This window comes from Acidovorax sp. Leaf160, assembly GCF_001424265.1.
Taxonomy (GTDB): Bacteria; Pseudomonadota; Gammaproteobacteria; order Burkholderiales; family Burkholderiaceae_C; genus Paracidovorax.
Genome location: NZ_LMOV01000008.1, coordinates 1 through 17,272 on the forward strand (window position 1 = coordinate 1; position 17,272 = coordinate 17,272).

17 protein-coding genes and 1 riboswitch are annotated in these 17,272 nt (G+C 70.0%); of the genes, 4 read left to right on the forward strand and 13 right to left on the reverse strand.

Annotation, left to right across the window (positions count from 1 at the left end; genetic code table 11):
- Positions 1–238: 238 nt before the first annotated feature.
- The 5 genes from ASF94_RS05300 to ASF94_RS05320 all read right to left on the reverse strand — a co-directional run bounded on the left by ASF94_RS05300 (position 239) and on the right by ASF94_RS05320 (position 6,364).
- Positions 239–1,174: a CysB family HTH-type transcriptional regulator gene (locus ASF94_RS05300; RefSeq protein WP_056662671.1), complete on the reverse strand. Its 936-nt coding sequence runs from the start codon at positions 1,172–1,174 to the stop codon at positions 239–241.
- Between the two features lie 186 nt (positions 1,175–1,360).
- Positions 1,361–2,380 carry an iron ABC transporter permease gene (locus ASF94_RS05305; protein ID WP_056662674.1) on the reverse strand — a complete coding sequence of 340 codons (1,020 nt, stop codon included), beginning with the start codon at positions 2,378–2,380 and terminating at the stop codon, positions 1,361–1,363.
- The gene (locus tag ASF94_RS05310; RefSeq protein WP_056662677.1) at positions 2,377–3,363 is read right to left on the reverse strand and encodes an ABC transporter substrate-binding protein; all 987 of its coding nucleotides are present in this window, start codon (positions 3,361–3,363) and stop codon (positions 2,377–2,379) included. The genes ASF94_RS05305 and ASF94_RS05310 overlap by 4 nt, the downstream gene beginning before the upstream one ends.
- A complete protein-coding gene (locus ASF94_RS05315; protein ID WP_056662678.1) occupies positions 3,360–4,142 on the reverse strand; it encodes an ABC transporter ATP-binding protein in 783 nt (260 codons plus the stop codon). Before ASF94_RS05315 ends, ASF94_RS05310 begins: the two co-directional genes overlap by 4 nt.
- A gap of 14 nt (positions 4,143–4,156) precedes the next feature.
- A complete protein-coding gene (locus ASF94_RS05320; RefSeq protein WP_082493002.1) occupies positions 4,157–6,364 on the reverse strand; it encodes a TonB-dependent siderophore receptor in 2,208 nt (735 codons plus the stop codon).
- A gap of 75 nt (positions 6,365–6,439) precedes the next feature.
- Positions 6,440–6,689: riboswitch (cobalamin riboswitch) on the reverse strand.
- Positions 6,690–6,868: 179 nt separating this feature from the next.
- On the opposite strand from ASF94_RS05320, the gene ASF94_RS05325 reads away from it, so the two are divergent.
- The gene (locus tag ASF94_RS05325; protein ID WP_056662683.1) at positions 6,869–7,252 is read left to right on the forward strand and encodes a Fur family transcriptional regulator; all 384 of its coding nucleotides are present in this window, start codon (positions 6,869–6,871) and stop codon (positions 7,250–7,252) included.
- Between the two features lie 349 nt (positions 7,253–7,601).
- Here the strand turns inward: ASF94_RS05325 and ASF94_RS05330 are convergent, their stop codons facing one another.
- The 8 genes from ASF94_RS05330 to ASF94_RS05365 all read right to left on the reverse strand — a co-directional run bounded on the left by ASF94_RS05330 (position 7,602) and on the right by ASF94_RS05365 (position 13,896).
- Complete coding sequence (locus ASF94_RS05330; RefSeq protein WP_056662686.1) at positions 7,602–7,817, reverse strand: molybdopterin-binding protein; 216 nt, start codon at positions 7,815–7,817, stop codon at positions 7,602–7,604.
- A gap of 74 nt (positions 7,818–7,891) precedes the next feature.
- On the reverse strand, positions 7,892–8,743 hold the full coding sequence (locus ASF94_RS05335) for an ATP-binding cassette domain-containing protein (RefSeq protein WP_056662688.1): 852 nt from the start codon (positions 8,741–8,743) through the stop codon (positions 7,892–7,894).
- Between the two features lie 19 nt (positions 8,744–8,762).
- Complete coding sequence (ssuC, locus tag ASF94_RS05340; protein ID WP_056662691.1) at positions 8,763–9,629, reverse strand: aliphatic sulfonate ABC transporter permease SsuC; 867 nt, start codon at positions 9,627–9,629, stop codon at positions 8,763–8,765.
- Entirely contained in the window at positions 9,626–10,003 is a 378-nt protein-coding gene (locus ASF94_RS05345; protein WP_056662695.1) for a VOC family protein, read from the reverse strand. Before ASF94_RS05345 ends, ssuC begins: the two co-directional genes overlap by 4 nt.
- 87 nt (positions 10,004–10,090) lie before the next feature.
- Positions 10,091–11,254, reverse strand: coding sequence for an FMNH2-dependent alkanesulfonate monooxygenase (ssuD, locus tag ASF94_RS05350; protein WP_056662698.1), 1,164 nt, complete (start codon positions 11,252–11,254; stop codon positions 10,091–10,093).
- A gap of 55 nt (positions 11,255–11,309) precedes the next feature.
- The gene (locus ASF94_RS05355) at positions 11,310–11,549 is read right to left on the reverse strand and encodes a hypothetical protein (protein WP_056662701.1); all 240 of its coding nucleotides are present in this window, start codon (positions 11,547–11,549) and stop codon (positions 11,310–11,312) included.
- 49 nt (positions 11,550–11,598) lie between these two features.
- Positions 11,599–12,561 carry a sulfonate ABC transporter substrate-binding protein gene (locus ASF94_RS05360; protein WP_056662705.1) on the reverse strand — a complete coding sequence of 321 codons (963 nt, stop codon included), beginning with the start codon at positions 12,559–12,561 and terminating at the stop codon, positions 11,599–11,601.
- 312 nt (positions 12,562–12,873) lie between these two features.
- Entirely contained in the window at positions 12,874–13,896 is a 1,023-nt protein-coding gene (locus ASF94_RS05365; protein ID WP_056662708.1) for a sulfate ABC transporter substrate-binding protein, read from the reverse strand.
- A gap of 142 nt (positions 13,897–14,038) precedes the next feature.
- Between ASF94_RS05365 and ASF94_RS05370 the strand changes: the two genes are divergently transcribed.
- The 3 genes from ASF94_RS05370 (at position 14,039) to mnmC (ending at position 17,251) form a co-directional block, all read left to right on the forward strand.
- Entirely contained in the window at positions 14,039–14,311 is a 273-nt protein-coding gene (locus ASF94_RS05370) for an oxidative damage protection protein (RefSeq protein ID WP_056662711.1), read from the forward strand.
- 245 nt (positions 14,312–14,556) lie between these two features.
- Complete coding sequence (locus tag ASF94_RS05375; RefSeq protein ID WP_056662714.1) at positions 14,557–15,225, forward strand: trimeric intracellular cation channel family protein; 669 nt, start codon at positions 14,557–14,559, stop codon at positions 15,223–15,225.
- Positions 15,226–15,259: 34 nt separating this feature from the next.
- Positions 15,260–17,251, forward strand: coding sequence for an FAD-dependent 5-carboxymethylaminomethyl-2-thiouridine(34) oxidoreductase MnmC (gene mnmC, locus ASF94_RS05380; protein WP_056662717.1), 1,992 nt, complete (start codon positions 15,260–15,262; stop codon positions 17,249–17,251).
- Positions 17,252–17,272: the final 21 nt, after the last annotated feature.

Here is a 17,272-nt window from a genome sequence, read left to right on the forward strand (position 1 = left end):
CCGAAGTGCTCGGTGGACTGCATTTCCTGGTTTTCGCAGTGCTCATGTTGCCCGCTGCCGTACGGGTGCTGACTTCGGCGGGAAGTTCATAACACGCTCTAACTTCGGTGGCTTACCGTCGAACCTGGCCGCACGGGATCCTCCCCTTCACAACCGGGTCGGCACCCGGGAAGACGCCAGCCCGTGTGAAGATTCGGCGGCATTGTGGGCGGCTCGCAGTGGCGCCGCTGGCCGCGACTCAGCCTGGGGCTTGCGCCGCCATGGCCTGCTCCACGGTCGCCCGCGTCAGCGTGGGCACGAAGGTTTCGATGAAGCGGTAGGCGTAGCCCCGCAGCCAGCTGCCGCGGCGCAGCCCCAGGCGGGTGAGGTTGACCTCGAACAGATGCCGTGCGTCCAGCGCGCGCAGGTGCCGGTCACGCTCCGGATCGACGGCGATGGAGGCCACGATGCCCACGCCCATGCCAAGCTCCACGTAGGTCTTGATGACGTCGGCATCCATGGCGGTCAGCACCACGTCGGGCGCCAGTCCTTCACGGGCGAAGGCCTCGTCGATATGGGCCCGGCCGGTGTAGCCGAGTTCGTAGGTGACGATGGGATAGCCAGCCAGCTGCTGCAGCGTGACGGGTGCATCGCCTTCCAGCAGCGGGTGGCCGGGCGGAACGACGATGCTGTGCGTCCAGCGGTAGCAGGGCAGCGTGACCAGCGCGTCATAGCCCGCCAGTGCCTCGGTGGCCACGCCGATGTCCGCCTCGCCGTTCAGCAGCATCTCGGCCACCTGCCGGGGCGAGCCCTGGTGCAGGTGCAGCGTGACCTGGGGATACAGCGCGCGGAAGTCGCGCACGACCTGGGGCAGCGCGTAGCGGGCCTGCGAATGCGTCGCCGCGACCGACAGGCGGCCTTCCTGGCTGGCGCTGAAGTCGTGCCCGACGCGCTTGAGGTTGTCGGCCTCCAGCAGCAGGCGCTCCACGATGGGCAGGAGGGTCTCGCCCGGCGGCGTCAGCCCCGTGAGCCGCTTGCCGGCGCGCACGAAGATCTCGACGCCCAACTCGTCTTCCAGCTCCCGTATCTGCCGGCTGACCCCGGGCTGCGAGGTGTAGAGCATGCCGGCCACCTCGGTCAGATTGAAGCCGCAGCGGACGGCCTCGCGCATGGAACGCAGTTGCTGGAAGTTCATGGCCGCCCCTCGGCGGCCGCGCGCGGTAAGCGGGAAACGGCGCCGTCATAGGCGCGGTGATGGCACACGGAAAGCCCTCCAGAACACAACAGGGCCCCATCGTAGTTTTCCGTCTATCGATCCAGAACGACTTTGTTTCCATGACGATGGAAGCAAAAGTTCTAATCAGCGCCGCACTCCGGGGCCCTACCGCGCCGGTCGCCGCAGCAGCAGGGCCATCACGAAGCAGGCCCCCAGCCCCGCAGTGACGATGCCCACCGGCAGCTCCTGCGGGCCCAGGGCGGTGCGGGCGATCAGGTCGCTGGCGACCAGCAACCCGGCCCCCAGCACCGCCGCGAGCGGCAGGAAGCGTGCATGCAGCGGTCCGGCCACGCGCCGCGCCAGGTGGGGCACCATCAGTCCGACGAAGCCGATCACGCCGCAGAGCGCGACGCAGCATGCCGTGGTGATCGCAGCCACCAGGAACAGCTGCAGCCGCAGCCGCTCGGGCGCAACGCCCAGGCTGTGGGCCGTGTCATCGCCCGCCAGCAGCGTGTCGAGCGAACGGTGCCGGCGGCCGACGAAGCCGGCCACCACCAGCAGTCCGGCCAGAGGCAGCCAGAGGTTGTCCCACCGGGCCAGGCCCAGGCCGCCCAGCGACCAGAACACCACCGCGTGGGCAGCACGCTGATCGCCTGCGAACACCAGCACATGCGTCACCGCGCCCAGCAGGAACGAGATGGCCAGCCCGCCCAGCACCATGTTGGCCGGCCCCTGCGCGCCCACCCGCCGCACCAGCAGCAGCACCGCGCCGGCAGCCGCCAGCGCCCCGCCGAAGGTGGCTGCCGGCAGGGTCCAGGCGCCCAGCGCATCGCCAGCCCAGCCGATCACTGCGACGGCCGCCGCCGAGGCGCCCGAAGACAACCCGAAAAGGAAGGGGTCCGCCAGGTCGTTGCGGGTGCTGGTCTGCAGCAGTCCTCCCACCACGGCCAGCGACGCGCCCACCAGCAGCGCCAGCAGCAGGCGCGGCAGGCGCAGCTCCCGCACGATCGCCTGGGCCATGTCGCCGGGCACCGTCCAGCCCCATGCGGGCGCCCAGGGCCCGGCCAGCGCCGCCAGGGCCGCCCGCCAGCCCAGGCTGTGGCTGCCTGCGGTGAGCGAGGCCAGGGCCAGCGCACCCAACACCGCGGCGCCGGCCAGCGCCAGGGCCAGGTTGCGCAGCCTCACCGGGGCGCCCTCAGGGCGCGGGCCATCTTTTCGATGGCGTCGATGTTGGCCGGGCCGGGGGTCAGCTCGGCGTAGCGCAGCACGATGTAGCGGCGCTCTCGCACTGCCTGGGTCAGGCGCATGACGGGGTGCCGCTCCAGCACCCGGCGCAGGTGGTCAGGCCCCTGGCCGTTCTGGTAGTCGAGCAGCACGATGAATTGCGGATCGCGCTCAGCCACCGCTTCCCACGAAGTGCTGCCCCAGCCCATGGGCAGGTCGCCCATCGCATTGACGCCGCCGGCCGCTGCGATCAGCGCCTGAGGCATGGCCGCGCGGCCGGCGGTGAAGGGCTTGTCCTCGCCCGAGTCGTAGACGAAAACGCGGGGGGGCCGGGCCAGCGCCGGCTGGGCGGCAACGCGCACCCGCTCGCGCCAGCCAGCCACCAGCCGCTCGGCCAGGCCCTGCCGGCCAAAGACGCTGCCCAGGCGCAGCACGTCGCCGTAGAGCAGCTCCAGCGTGGCTTCGGGCTTGTCGGCACGGGCATGGATACAGCTCTCCGTCAGCACCAGCGTGGGCACACCGTGGCGCGCCAGCGTGGCGGGCGTGACCTCGCCGCCGGGCTGCATGCCGTAGTACCAGCCGGCCACGAACAGGTCGGGCCGGGCAGACAGCAGGTTCTCCAGCGTCGGGTACTTGGCTGCCAGCTCGGGCACCTTGCCCAGGGCGGTGAAAAACTCGGGCGCCGCCTTGTACCAGCCGGTGATGCCCGTCACCCCGGCCATGCGCGACTGCAGGCCCAGGGCCAGGGCCATCTCGGTCATGTTGAGATCGTGCACCACCATGCGGCGAGGCGGGGCGTCGAAGCGCACCGGCTGGCCGCAGCTGCTGACCGTGACGGGAAAGCCGGGTTCGGCCGCGGTCGCAGCGATCGATACCGCGGCACTCAAGGCGCCCGCAATCAGCGCCGCACGCACGGCGCCACGCAACTGGCGGGCGGTCGTCATGCGGCAGCCCTTTCGAAGGACCACAGCGTGCCGCCGTGACGGGGATGCCGGGTATGCACCAGCTCCATGCCGAAAACCGAGGCCACCCTGGCCGGGTCGAGCGCGCGCGCCGGAACGTCGTCCGCCACCAGCCGGCCGCCCTTCAGCACCCAGGCGCGCGTGGCGAAGCCCGGCACCAGGCCCAGCTCGTGCAGGGCCGCCACGACGGTCAGGCCCAGGCTGCGCACCAGCGCCAGCAGGTCGGCGCGCGCGGCCAGGTCCAGATGGTTGGTGGGCTCGTCCAGCAGCAGCAGCGTGGGCTGCTGCGCCAGGGCGCGCGCCAGATGCACGCGCTGGCGTTCGCCGCCCGACAGCGTGCCCAGCGGCCGGTCCGCCATGCCTTGCACCGCGCAGGTGTGCAAGGCGGCGGCCACGGCAGCCTCGTGCTCGGCACGGCTGGCGCTGTGCTGGTGCGGTACCCGGCCGAAGGCCACGTAGTCGCGCACGCGCAGGCCGCCCTCCACCGACTCGGTCTGGCTCAGCAGCGCCACGTGGCGGGCGCGGCCGGAGGCGGGCCAGTCGGCCAGGTCGTGCCCCAGCAGCCGGACCGTACCGCGCGTCGGCGCCAGCCGGGCGCCCAGCAGCTTCAGCAGCGTGCTCTTGCCCGCGCCATTGGGGCCGACCACTGCCACGCACTCGCCGGGCTGGACGACGGCGTCGATGGGCTCGAGCAGCGCCCGGCCTTCGCGCGTCTGGAAGCCAGCGCCCTGCAGTTGCAGTACCAAATGCGGTGGATTCATCGCGGCAATCGCGCTCAGAGCGTCCAGCGCAACGCGAGCTCGTAGCTGCGCGGCACACCCAGCAGGACCTGGTCAGGGTAGAACGGGTCGGACCAGGCGGCATAGGTGCGGTTGCCCAGGTTGCGGCCGCGCAGCGTGAGCTGTACCCCGCGCGCCACATCCACCGCCAGGCCTGCATCAAACACGGTGTAGGCCTTCAGGCGCACGGTGTTGGCGTCGCTGTGGAACCGGTCACCGACATGGCGCACGGAGGCGGACACCTGCATCGGCACGCCCAGCACGAAGCGGTAGCCCACGCCGGCATTGGCGATGACGCGTGGCGCGTTGGGCGGCTGATGGCCCGAAAACGACGTGCCATCGGCCTGCACGTAGCCTTCGTACCGCGCCCGGTTGAGCGCCAGGTTGCTCCAGAGGCTCCATTGCGCATCGGGCCGCAGCGCCAGCGAGGCCTCGACGCCGCGGGACTTCAGCGCGCCGGCCTGCGCCAGTTGCTGGCCACCCTGCGCGGCGTAGACGTTGCGCCGCTCGGTGTCGTAGTAGGCCAGCGTCCAGTCGCCGCGCTGATCCCAGAACGACTGCTTGACGCCCACTTCGGCATTGCGCGTGCGGGTCAGATCGAGCGGCTGGGTAGCGCCCAGCAGGAAGATGTTGTTGGCTGCCACGTCCGCCGCCGTGCCGTACTGGCCGTAGACGGTGGTGCCGGGCGCAGCCTCCCAGGTCAGGCCGATGCGGCCGGTGGTGGGGTTCCAGGTCTTTTCGTAGGGAAAGCCCGCGCGCTGAACGCCCGCGGCGTTGGCGGAGCTCCTGTCCAGTGCGATGCGCTCATGCCGCAGCCCGCCGATGAGCGCGACGGTGGGCGTCACGCGCAGCCGGTCTTCCAGCGCCAGCGCGGTGTTGCGGAGGGCGGTGGTCTGCAGCTGCGTGGTCAGCCGGCCATAGCTGCCGCGCGCTGGGTCCACCAAACTCACGCTGTCGCCGGGGAAGTTGGCAGCGCCGGGACGGTCGAGGTCCGTGTGGCTGTACTCGAAGGCGGCGACCAGCCGGTTGTCCAGGCCTCCCAGGCGGGCATCCCACTGCGCCTCGGTCTTGTTGCCCCAGCTGGCCTGGTCCTGCGCCACGTAGAAGCGTTCCCGGTCCACCAGGCCGGTGGCGGCATTGAACGCGCTGATCTCGTTGTTGAGCCAGGTACGGTCGGCCGTGTAGCGCCAGAACTGGCTGCGCAGCACCAGCGCGTCGCTCGCCTGCCATTCGCCACCGGCCCGCAGCCAAGTTTCCCGCGCTTCGTTGCGGTTGTCCTGCACGTTGTAGTTGGTGCGCAGCGTGCGCCCATCGATGGCGACCGCGCCCAGGTCGCTGCCGTTGAAGCCCGAGCGGTAGGTGCCCGAGACGATGCCGCCGCGCGGCTGCACACCCGGCGCGCCGGCCGACACCAGCGGCGTGCCCCAGTAGCTGCTGCCGCTGTCGCGCTTGGCCTCGCCCGCGACGAAGAGCTTGACGCCCGGCGCGGCCCGCCAGTCGAGCCCGCCCGACAGATGGCGGTTGCGCTGGCTGGTGTCGTCGATGAAGCCGTCGCGGTGGGACACGCTGGCGTCGACGCGGTAGTCCAGGTCCTTCCAGCCCGTCGTGCCGCCGGAGCCGACCGACAGGCGCCGGTCGCCGAACGAGCCGGCAGACGTGTTCACCTCGGTGCGCACCGGCCCCCGGTGCGGGGCCTTGGTGACGAAGTTGACGGCGCCGCCGGTGGCCCCCTCCCCCGACATCAGCGAGGCGGCACCCTTGAGGAATTCGACACGTTCCAGATTGGCCGTGTCCATGACGCGCGAGGTCATGTTCGGCGGGCCCACCTTGATGCCGTTGTACAGCGTGTTGATCTGGCTGTTGGCGAAGCCGCGCATCGAAAACGCACTGGGCTCGGCGGGAAAGTCCCCTGCCAGCACGCCGGTGGCGGCCTGGGCGGCTTCGGTCACGGTGTGCAGCCCGCGCTCGGCCAGCACCTCGGACGGGACGAGATCCACGGAGGCCGGCGTTTCGCGCACCGTGAGGCCCAGCCGCGAGGCGCTGGTGGCCGGCTGATCGAGCGGCGCCGGGGCGCCAGGCGCAGGCGCCGTGCCGGTGACGACCACATCGGGCAGGGTCGAGGTGGTTTGTGCGCAAAGCGGAAATGCGGCGGCCAGGGCCAGGGGCAACACGGCCACCCGCGCGGAGCGAGACGAGTGATTCATACGATCGATGGAAGACACATAGGCCCTGCGCCAGCCACCCGCCAGCACGTGAGCGTCACAGTGCCGCGCCCTCGGGGAGCAGCACCTCTTGTTGGCCGGTATCCGGGCTGGCGGATGAATCTCCCCAAGCCTTCCCAGGTGCTTGTTCAAGGCATCCAGTGGCTGTGGGCGGGGAGACCGGGACGCTCGGAAAGAGCGCCCCATCCGTTGACCGTTGCGGGGGCAGCGCAGGCGCGGCACTTTCCTGGTCGGTCGTGCTTCCCTGCTTCCCGTTGAACTGCAGCCTGCGAACCACGCTGCGAGCACCAACGCGGCGATTCTAGGGGCATGAGAAGCTCGGGAGGATCACGACCAAGATGATAATGCATTATCAATATCAAATAAGCCAGATGCCTTCCTTTTCGGACGCGACAACCTCTGCCTGCATGAGCGGCCGATAATTCCTGCGTCTTCCCGCCTGACTGCCCTTCCGACAGCCTTCCCGACTCCTGCGCACCTGCATCCATGGAACGATCTACCCGGCAACGCACCGCCATCCAGTCCGCCATCGAGGCGGCGCACCGTCCGCTGACGCCCCAGGAGGTGCTGGACAGCGCGCGCGAAAGCGTGGAGGGACTGGGTCTGGCGACGGTCTACCGCAACATCAAGGCGCTGGTGGAAGACGGCGCCGTGCAGGTGGTGAACCTGCCGGGCGAGAACCCCAGATATGAATCGGCCGGGCACGACCACCATCACCACTTCCAGTGCACGGTGTGCTCGCGGGTGTTCGACGTGCACCAGTGCCCGGGCGATCTGCTGGACCTGGCGCCCAAGGGGTTCACCGTGGAACGCCATGAGCTGACGCTCTATGGCCGGTGCGCGGACTGCGGGAAGGGACGCCGGCGCTAGCCGTGCGGCTTGGCCAGCGCCGCGCTGGACTGGGCCAGGGTGGGCTGGGCTTTCAGGCAGGCAGGCCGTGCGAGCGCAGGGCAGCCTTTCGACAGGCTGCCAGCGAACAGGGCCCGGGGTCCGCGGTCTGGAACCCGTGGGGTCACTGGCCCTGGCAGTACGAACGGCGCTGCACCCACCGTGCGGGCTGAGCCTGTCGTAGCCTGCTCGCCTTCTGCGCCTGACCCTCGCGCGCGAAGGACAGGCGTGCCAGCCGCCGGCCACAGCCGGCATTACGCTATCTTTTTAATAGCATTATCTGGCCGAACGGCGGGCGCCAGAGGGCAGTCTGGCTCTGTTTTCCAGCAGACTACAGCTTGGCGATCGACACCTCGGTGGACTTCACCAGCGCCACGACGTCCGAGCCCACTCCCAGGCCCAGTTCGTCCACCGAGCGGGTGGTGATGACCGATGTGACGATGCCCCAGGGCGTCTCGACATCGACTTCGGAAACGACGTCGCCGCGCACGATTTCGCGGACCTTGCCCTTGAACTGGTTGCGGACGTTGATGGCTTGGATGGACATGGTGGGCTCCTTGGAAAAAAACGGTGTGGATGGAACGGGATCGAAGAAACAAGACAGGAGAAGGCCGCGCCCGGCTAGACCGCCCAGCGCAAGCCATGGGCTGGCACGCCGGGCCAGAGCGCGTCAGCCGCGTGCGGGCTGGCGCCCTCCCCCGACGCCGGCTTTTGCAGCACGCGATCGAGGATGCGTTTCTCGATGGCGGCGAAGGCGGCGTCGCCCTGCGACCGGGGCCGCGCCAGGGCAATGCGTTCATCCAGCGCGATCCGGCCGTCCTCGATGAGGATCACCCTGTCGGCCAGGGCCACGGCTTCCTGCACGTCGTGCGTGACCAGCAGCGCGGTGAAGCGGTGGCGCTGCCACAGGCCTTCGATCAGCCGGTGCATTTCGATGCGGGTCAGCGCGTCCAGTGCGCCCAGGGGCTCGTCCAGCAGCAGAAGGCGTGGCTGGTGGACCAACGCCCGCGCCAGGGCCACGCGCTGACGCTGCCCGCCCGACAGGCGTGCCGGCCACTCGCCTTCGCGCTCGGCCAGGCCCACCTGCGCCAGCACCTCGCGGCCCCGCTCGCGCAGAGCGCCCGGCAGGCCCAGCGTGACGTTGTCCAGCACCCGGCGCCAGGGCAACAGGCGCGCCTCCTGGAACATGATGCGCGTGTCGGCATGCAGGCCGCGCACGTCCTGGCCGTCGGTGGTCAGCGTGCCGCTGGTGGCGGCCTCCAGGCCGGCGACGAGGCGCAGCAGCGTGCTCTTGCCGCAGCCGCTGCGGCCCACGATGGCGACGAATTCGCCCGGCTCGATGGTCAGCTGCGCGTTGCGCAGCACCTCGCGCTGGCCGTAGCGTTTGTGCAGGCCGTGCGCGTGGAGCCGCACGCCGCCGGGGGCGGGGTCAGCCAACGGGGCCGGCGGGGGGAACAAAGAAGTGTCGGTCATGGTCGTTCGGCCTTTCCATTCACTTGGGCTGGTAGCCAGGGTGCCAGCGCAGCCACCAGCGCTCCAGCCCGCGCGCCAGCAGGTCGGCCAGCTTGCCGAGCAGTGCGTAGAGCAGGATGCCCACCAGCACGATGTCGGTCTGCAGAAACTCGCGGGCGTTCATGGTCAGGTAGCCGATGCCGGACTGCGCCGAGATCGTTTCCGCCACGATCAGGATCACCCACATCAGCCCCAGCGAGAACCGCAGGCCGACCAGGATCGACGACATGGCGCCCGGCAGGATGATCTGGCGGTAGAGCTGCCACCGGCCAAGCCCGTACGTGCGGCCCATCTCGATCAGCTGCGGGTCGACGTTGCGGATGCCGTGGAAGGTGTTGAGATAGATCGGAAAGAACACCGACACGGCGATCAGGAAGATCTTGGCCGACTCGTCGATGCCGAACCACAGGATCACCATCGGAATCAGCGCCAGCGCCGGAATGTTGCGCACCATCTGGATGGTCGAATCGAGCAGCGTCTGCGCGGTGCGCACGGAGCCGGTCAACAGCCCCAGCGCCAGCCCCAGCCCCCCGCCGATGGCCAGGCCCGCCAAGGCCCGGGCCGCGCTGATCTTCACGTGCGTCCACAGCTCGCCCGACACGGCCAGCTGCCAGGCGGCCACCAGCACGTCGGACGGTGCCGGCAGCACGCGCGACGACAGCCAGCCCAGCGCCGAAGCCACCTGCCAGCCCGCCACCAGCGCCACGGGCACCAGCCACGGCAGGAACAGCTGCCACGCGGTGCCGAAGCCCCTGCGCGCAGCGGCGGCCAGCGCGCCGCTGGCCGGCGCCTCCAGCGACTCGGGCAGGGGCGACACCTGCAATTCTCGGATGGCGGGCGTCGTCATACCGGCCACTCCCGCTCGGTATCGGGCTCCAGAAATTCGAGCTGATTGCCCGCCGGGTCCTTCACGTAGAACCGAAGGTAGCCGGGCAGCGCGCGGTTTTCCACCAAGGGCAGCTCGGCCTGCAGCAGCCGGCCCCGCAGCTCGGGCAGGTTGTCCACCTCGAAGGCCAGGTGCGACGCGGCAGGCGCGCCGGCCCAGCGGTCGGTGGGCACCAGCTCGATGCGCTGGGCGCCGGCCGCGAAATGCAGCGCCGTGCCGGCGGCCGCGTGGCGCAGCTCGGTCAGGCCCAGCAACGCGCTGTAGAAGTTGCGGATCTGCCCTTCCGCCCCGACCGGGAACGGCAGCTGCACGTGGTTGATGGAATGGATCGCCATGTGGTTTCTTCCTCCTCGGCCGGGGGCCGTCTCGTCTTTCTTCATCGTTGTGTCGTTGCGTCGTTGCGGTGCCGGGTCGTTGCGTCGTCAGCTTTGCGAAGCGCGGGGCGCGTACTGGTTGCCCACCGTCTCGCCGAAGGGGCCGAGCGGGTTGCCACCGGACAGGCGTTCCTGCACCGCCAGCGGCAGCAACGGGAAGACCAGCTCCGCGAAGCGGTAGGCCTCTTCCAGATGCGGGTAGCCGGACATCACGAAGGTGTCGATGCCGAGGGCGGCGTATTCCTGGATGCGCGCGGCCACGGTCTGGGGATCGCCCACCAGCGCCGTGCCCGCGCCGCCGCGCACCAGTCCCACGCCGGCCCACAGGTTGGGGCTGATCTCCAGGTCGGCGCGCGATCGCTTCGCGCCGCCCTGGTGCAGCGCGGCCATGCGGCGCTGGCCTTCGGAGTCCATGCGGGCAAACACGGCCTGGGCCTGCACCACGGTCTCGTCCTTCACGCGGCTGATGAGGTCTTCGGCGGCGGCCCAGGCAGCGGACTCGGTTTCGCGCACGATGACGTGCAAGCGGATGCCGAAGCGCACCGTGCGGCCCAGGCGGGCGGCACGCTCTCGCACGTCGGCCACTTTCTTGGCCACTTCGGCCGGTGGCTCGCCCCAGGTCAGGTAGGCATCGACCTGTTCGGCCGCCAGCGCATGAGCGGGTTCCGAGGAGCCGCCGAAATACACCGGCGGATAGGGCTTCTGCAGCGGCGGAAAGAGCAGCTTGGCGCCCTTGACCGAGAGGTGGTCGCCTTCGTAGTCCAGTGCCCCGCCCTCGTGGCTGCGCGCCAGGATCTCGCGCCAGATCCGCAAGAACTCCGCGGCCTGCTCGTAGCGCCTGGCGTGGTCGAGGAACACGCCGTCGCCTTCCAGCTCCACCCGGTCGCCTCCCGTCACCAGGTTGATCAGCAGCCGCCCGCCGGACAGGCGATCGAAGCTCGCCGCCATGCGCGCGGCCAGGCTGGGCTGGTGCAGGCCGGGCCGCACGGCGACCAGGAACTTGAGGCGCTGGGTGGCACCGATCAGGCTGGACGCGATCACCCAGGGGTCCTCGCACGACCGGCCAGTGGGAATCAGCACGCCTTCGTAGCCCAGGCTGTCGGCCGCGACGGCCACCTGCTTCAGATAGTCGAAGCTCAGCGCCCGGCCGCCTTCGGACGTGCCGAGGTAGCGGCTGTCGCCGTGCGTGGGAATGAACCAGAACATCTGCATGGGAAATCTCCTCGAAAGTCTTGCGGGGGGGCCTGGGCGCGTCGCCCTAGCCGTGTCAATACGAAATGTCGAAGCCGTGCGCCGAGAGCCGCAGCCGCGACGGGCTGGCGGCGCGGCGGTCGCGGCAGGCATTCAGCCGCTCGGCCAGGCGGCGGGCGGATGCCGTCGCCGCCCGGGCGGCCGCCCGGGCGCCGGCGGGCGCCGGCACGCCCCAGGCGCGGGCAGTGATGCAGAGCATCTGGGCGGCGGCGTCGAAGGCGGTGTCAAGAGCGGCGGAGCGAATCAGGCGGGCCATGGCGGTCTCCAGGTAGCGGGCTCGGGTGGGGCAAGGACATCGCTGGCGATCACGCCAGATCGACCGGCGCCGCATGCAGCAGATTGATCTTTTTCGGGATCAGCTTGAGGTCGAAGAAGGTGTCCGCGATCTGCTGCTGCTCGGCCAGGATCTGCCGGGTGACCACCGCCGTGCCGTAGCTGGCCCGGCCCACGAACAGCTCCGTGACGGAGCGTTCCAGCCCCAGCAGGGACGACAGCTCGCCGGCTGCGGCCGGCTTGTTCTTCTCGACCCAGGCATCGACGGCGTTCACCTCCTCGATGGCGATCTTCAGCACGTCGGCGTTGCGGGTGGCGAAGTCGCGCGAGGTGAAATAGAAAGCCCGGTTGTTGACGACGCCCGTGGCGTCTGCCAGCAGACGGGCGTCCAGCGTCTTTTGCGCGGCGGCCAGGAAGGGGTCCCAGATGACCCAGGCGTCGATGGCGCCGCGTTCGAACGCGGCCCGCGCATCGGCCGGCGCCAGGAAGACGGGCTGCACGTCGGCATATTGCAAACCGTGCTTTTGCAGCAGCTTGACCAGGAAGTAGTGGACGTTGGAGCCTTTGTTGAGCGCCACCCGCTTGCCCTTCAGGTCCGCCACGCTGCGCAAGGCCGACGTCTTGGGCACGATCACGGCTTCCAGCGCCGGGCGCGGCACGGTGGCGCCGGCATAGACCAGCGGCGCGCCGGCGGCCTGGGCGAAGATGGGAGGCGCCTCGCCCACGTCTCCGAAGTCGATCGAGCCGACGTTGAGGGCTTCCAGCTGCACCGGGCCGGCGTTGAACTCCGTCCAGGCCACTTGCACGCCCAGAGGCGCCAGGCGCTTCTCCAGCGTGCCGCGGCCCTTGAGCAGCGACAGCCAGCCCTTCTGGTTGCCGACGCGCAGCACCCGGTCCTTCTTCTGCGACCAGACGGCCGGCGCGCCGGCAAGCGCCGCAGTGCCTGCGGTGGCGGCCAGCAACTGGCGTCGAGAAATTTTCAATGGCGAATTCATGGCAAGCGGCTCCTGGTGGAGGAATCAGACGTCGAGACCACCGCGCGCCGGGCAAGGCTTCGCCCAGACCGCCTTCCCAAAGGAAGCGGCATGCGGTGACACAGTGAAGAAGCGGAAGAGGCGGCGCGGACTACGGCGGGTCAACGCCGTCCGTGGCCGGCTGCACCGGCGGCCGAAGGCCCCGACATCGCCCGCGCAACGCCGCAGCGGTGGCCGCCGAACGCTTGCGAGCGGGCGACCGATGTGCGGCGGTCATGGCGAGGTTGTCCGGCATCGGGGCCATCGGCGTGCGTCCGGCGAGGCGATGGCCGCTTACTTGCGGTTGGTGTAGATCTGGTCGAAGCTGGCACCGTCGGCGAAATGGTCCTTGTCCGCCTGCGTCCAGCCGCCGAACGCCTGGTCGATGGTCACCAGGGTGAGCTTGGGGAACTGCTTGTCGTACTTGGCCTTGGCCTTGTCGCTCGTCGGGCGGTAGAAGTTCTTGCCGGCGATGTCCTGGCCGTCGTCGGAATAGAGGTACTTCAGGTATTCCTCGGCCAGCGCACGGGTGCCCTTCTTGTCGACCACCTTGTCCACCACCGCGACCGAAGGCTCAGCGAGGATGGACAGCGAAGGCACCACGATCTCGAACTTCTCGGGTCCGAACTCCTTGAGCGCGAGGAAGGCCTCGTTCTCCCAGGCCAACAGCACGTCGCCCACGCCACGCTGCACGAAGGTGATGGTGGAGCCGCGCGCGCCGGTGTCGAGCACGGGCACATTGCGGTAGAGCTTGCCCACGTAGTCCTTGGCCTGGGCGTCGCCGCCGTACTTGCGCTTGGCGAACTCCCACGCCGCCAGGTAGTTCCAGCGGGCGCCGCCGGAAGTCTTGGGGTTGGGCGTGATCACCTGCACGCCGGGCTTGACCAGGTCGTCCCAATCCTTCAAGCCCTTCGGATTGCCCTTCTTCACCAGGAAGACGATGGTGGAGTTGTAGGGCGCGGAGTTGTGCGGCAGGCGCTTTTGCCAGTCCGCCTTGACCAGGCCGTGCTTGACCAGCGCATCCACGTCGCCGCCCAGGGCCAGCGTGGCCACGTCCGCGTCGATGCCGTCGATGATCGACCGCGCCTGCTTGCCCGAGCCGCCGTGCGACTGTTTGAATTGCACGTCCTGGCCCGTCTTGGCCTTCCAGTGCTTGCCGAATGCCTGGTTGTATTCGACGTAAAGCTCGCGCGTCGGGTCATAGGACACGTTCAGGAACTGCACCGGCTGTGCCAGCGCCGGCAGTGCCGTCAGGGACAAGCCGGCGGCCAGGGCGGCGGCAAAGGGAAACTTGATAAAGTCGCGGCGCACGTTCATGAGAGGCTTTCTGGTCATTGGGAAGTCGGTGCCGATCACCGATGCCACGGATTCTGAAAGCCTGCTCTTAAAACTGGAACAACTTAAATTTCAGTTTCAAATTCCCAAAACATCTAATCAAACCCCGAAGGACACCCGCTACATGGCACGCACCGTTCAATGCATCAAGCTCGGCAAGGAAGCCGAAGGCCTCGACTTCCCGCCCTACCCCGGCGACCTGGGCAAGCGCATCTACGAAGGCGTGAGCAAGGAAGCCTGGGCCGGCTGGCTCAAGCACCAGACCATGCTGGTGAACGAAAACCGCCTGAACCTGGCCGACGCCCGCGCCCGCCAGTACCTCGCCCGGCAAATGGAAAACCACTTCTTCGGCGGCGGCGCAGACGCCGCGGCGGGCTACGTCCCGCCCAGCGCGTAACGCAGTGCAGCGCTGCAGAAGTGGTTTCGAGAAAACCACTTCTTCGGCGGCGGCGCAGACGCCGCGGCGGGCATGCTTCCCGCCCAGCACTCCCCGATCCCCCCGCCGCCCCGCCTTCCGGGGCGGCCTCGCTTGCGGCGACGGCCTTTCCAGCGCCTACACTGAGCGCCCTCTCCCGAAGCCCGTCCCCACCGGCCGGGAACGCCGCGCCAGGCGGCCTTCCTCTTCTTTCTCCATCGCCCGCCGTGCTGCCCTCCGTCTCCCTGCTGGAATCCTTCCAGGCCTCGCAGTTCTCCGCCATCCTGGTGATCTACCTGGTGGCGATCACGGCCGAAGCCATGTCGGGCGCGCTGGCGGCGGGTCGGCGCAACATGGACGTCTTCGGCGTGGCGGTGATCGCCTTCGTCACCGCGCTGGGTGGTGGCACCATCCGCGACATGGTGCTGGGCCACTACCCCATCGGCTGGACCCAGCATCCGGAATACGTCTACCTGGTGATCTCGGCCGGTCTGCTGACCACCCTGGTGGCGCGGCACATGCACCACCTCAAGCGCGTCTTCCTGCTGCTCGACGCGATGGGCCTCATCGCCTTCTCGCTGATCGGCTGCAACGTGGCGATGGAGCTGAACTACCCGCCGGTGGTGGTCGTCATGGCGGGCATGCTGACGGGCATCAGCGGGGGCATCCTGCGCGACGTGCTGTGCAACCAGGTGCCCGTCGTGTTCCGGCGGGAGCTGTACGCCAGCGTGTCCCTGGCGGTCTGCCTGCTGCTGCTGGGCCTCACCGCGCTGGATGTGAACCCGAACATCAGCACCGCCGTGTGCTTCGCCGCCGGTCTGGCGCTGCGCATGGCGGCGGTGCGCTTCCAGTGGCGGCTGCCGGTGTTTTCGTACCAGGAGCGCTGGGAAGACTGATCGCCGGTCATCACCCCGGCCCTTGCACCGCACCATGTCCGAGCCCATCGAGTGGATGCCTGACGGCACCCCGTACAGCCCCCGCTTCGGAGACCGCTACCACAGCGAAGACGGCGGCCTGACCCAGGCCCGCAGCACGTTCCTGCAGGGCTGCGGCCTGCCGGCGGCCTGGGCCGGACAGCCACACTGGCGCATCCTGGAAACGGGTTTCGGCTTCGGCCTGAATTTCCTCGTGACCTGGGCGGCCTGGCGGGCGGACCCAGCGCGCTGCCGGGTGCTGCATTTCACGTCGTGCGAAGCCTGGCCCGTGGGTGCGGACGACCTGCTGCGTGCCGCCTCCCAGCATGCGGACCTCCTTCCCCTGGCACGCCAGCTGCACGCCCAGTGGTGGGGACTGCTGCCGGGCGTGCACCGGCTGGCCTTCGACGAGGGCCGGGTGTTGCTGACCCTCTTCGTGGGCGACGCGCCAGCCCTGCTGCGCCAGCAGACGCCGCAGGCCGACAGCATCTACCTGGACGGCTTCAGCCCTCAGCGCAATCCGGGCATGTGGGACGCGCAGATGCTCAAGACCATTGCGCGTTGCTGCCGTCGTGGCACCCGGCTGGCGACCTGGACCATCTCGCGGCCCGTGCGCGATGCGCTTGCGCAGTGCGGCTTCACGGTGCAGAAAGTGCCCGGCGCGCCGCCCAAGCGCGACAACCTGCAGGCCACGTTCGACCCGGCCTGGGAACCCCGCGCAGCGGCAGTGCCGCCGGTGGGCAGCCCAGCCGCCGTCGCCGCCAAGCTGCCTGGCGATTGCCTGGTGATCGGCGGCGGTCTGTCCGGCGCCGCCGTGGCCGCCAGCCTGGCCCGACGCGGCTGGCAGGTGCAGGTGCTGGACCGGGGCGCGCAGCCGGCAGCCGGAGCGTCAGGCCTGCCGGCCGGCGTGTTCGCGCCGCATGTATCGCCCGACGACAACCTGCTGTCGCGCCTGTCGCGCAGCGGCGTGCGGGCCACGCTGCAGGCGCTCGCCTCATCGACCCGGTTGCTGGAAGGCGAGGACTGGAGCGCCTCCGGCGTGCTGGAGCGTGCGCTGGACGGCAAGCTGCGCCTGCCGGCCGCATGGACAGCCGGCGCCAACGACAGCGACAACGACAACGAACGCGCGGCCACGGCGGCGAGCGCCGGTGCGCAGTGGAGCCGCCCTGCCGATGCCGCCACCCTGGCCGCCGCCGGGCTGCCGGCCTCGGCAGCCGCCTGCTGGCATGCCCGCGCCGGCTGGCTGCAGCCGGCGCGGCTGGTTCGCGCCTTGCTGGAATCGCCGGCCATCGCCTGGCAGGGCTCGGCCACCGTGGCAGGCCTGCAGCAGGTGACCGGAGCCGACGGCAGCCCGCGCTGGCAGGCCCTGGCTGCCGACGGTGCCGTGCTGGCGGAAGCGGCCTATGCGGTCATCACGGCCGGCTACGACAGCCGGGCCTGGTTGCCATCGCACTACCCGCTGAACGCCCTGCGCGGCCAGATCAGCTGGGGCCTGCGCGCCGAAGCCCCGCCGGGCGCGGCCGCCGCCTGGCCGCCCTTCCCCGTCAACGGTCACGGCAACCTGGTGCCGCAGGCCGGCCGTGGTGCGCAGGCGCGCTGGGTGATGGGGTCGACCTTCGAGCGCGGCGAGACGCAGCTGCCGCCCACCCCGGCAGCGCAGGCAGAGGCCCATGCGGTCAATGCGGCCAAGCTGGAGCTGCTGCTGCCCGGTCTGGCCGCCGGCCTCGTCCCGGCCCTGGCGGGCCCCGCTGCCGCGCCCCGCCACTGGGCCGCCGTGCGCTGCACCGCGCCCGACCGCCTGCCGTTCGTCGGCCCCGTGGATCCGGTGCGTCAGCCGGGCCTCTGGGTCTGCACGGCCATGGGGGCGCGCGGCATCACCCTGGCGCCCCTGTGCGGGGAACTGCTGGCCGCCCGCATGACGGGCGAGCCGCTGCCCATCGACGTGCGGCTGGTCCGCGCGCTGGCCACGGAGCGGCTCGGCACGGTGGGCGACCGTGAGAGGCAGTGAGACAGTGAGACAGTAAGAAAG

Excerpts from the sequence above, each read along its gene's own strand:
- ASF94_RS05310 (WP_056662677.1), bottom strand. The coding sequence starts at position 3,363 with ATGACGACCGCCCGCCAGTTGCGTGGCGCCGTGCGTGCGGCGCTGATT.
- ASF94_RS05325 (WP_056662683.1), top strand. The coding sequence starts at position 6,869 with ATGGAACGATCTACCCGGCAACGCACCGCCATCCAGTCCGCCATCGAG.
- mnmC (WP_056662717.1), top strand. The coding sequence starts at position 15,260 with ATGTCCGAGCCCATCGAGTGGATGCCTGACGGCACCCCGTACAGCCCC.
- ASF94_RS05315 (WP_056662678.1), bottom strand. The coding sequence starts at position 4,142 with ATGAATCCACCGCATTTGGTACTGCAACTGCAGGGCGCTGGCTTCCAG.
- ASF94_RS05335 (WP_056662688.1), bottom strand. The coding sequence starts at position 8,743 with ATGACCGACACTTCTTTGTTCCCCCCGCCGGCCCCGTTGGCTGACCCC.
- ASF94_RS05300 (WP_056662671.1), bottom strand. The coding sequence starts at position 1,174 with ATGAACTTCCAGCAACTGCGTTCCATGCGCGAGGCCGTCCGCTGCGGC.
- ASF94_RS05355 (WP_056662701.1), bottom strand. The coding sequence starts at position 11,549 with ATGGCCCGCCTGATTCGCTCCGCCGCTCTTGACACCGCCTTCGACGCC.
- ssuC (WP_056662691.1), bottom strand. The coding sequence starts at position 9,629 with ATGACGACGCCCGCCATCCGAGAATTGCAGGTGTCGCCCCTGCCCGAG.
- ASF94_RS05365 (WP_056662708.1), bottom strand. The coding sequence starts at position 13,896 with ATGAACGTGCGCCGCGACTTTATCAAGTTTCCCTTTGCCGCCGCCCTG.
- ASF94_RS05345 (WP_056662695.1), bottom strand. The coding sequence starts at position 10,003 with ATGGCGATCCATTCCATCAACCACGTGCAGCTGCCGTTCCCGGTCGGG.
- ASF94_RS05320 (WP_082493002.1), bottom strand. The coding sequence starts at position 6,364 with ATGAATCACTCGTCTCGCTCCGCGCGGGTGGCCGTGTTGCCCCTGGCC.
- ASF94_RS05360 (WP_056662705.1), bottom strand. The coding sequence starts at position 12,561 with ATGAATTCGCCATTGAAAATTTCTCGACGCCAGTTGCTGGCCGCCACC.
- ASF94_RS05330 (WP_056662686.1), bottom strand. The coding sequence starts at position 7,817 with ATGTCCATCCAAGCCATCAACGTCCGCAACCAGTTCAAGGGCAAGGTC.
- ASF94_RS05370 (WP_056662711.1), top strand. The coding sequence starts at position 14,039 with ATGGCACGCACCGTTCAATGCATCAAGCTCGGCAAGGAAGCCGAAGGC.
- ssuD (WP_056662698.1), bottom strand. The coding sequence starts at position 11,254 with ATGCAGATGTTCTGGTTCATTCCCACGCACGGCGACAGCCGCTACCTC.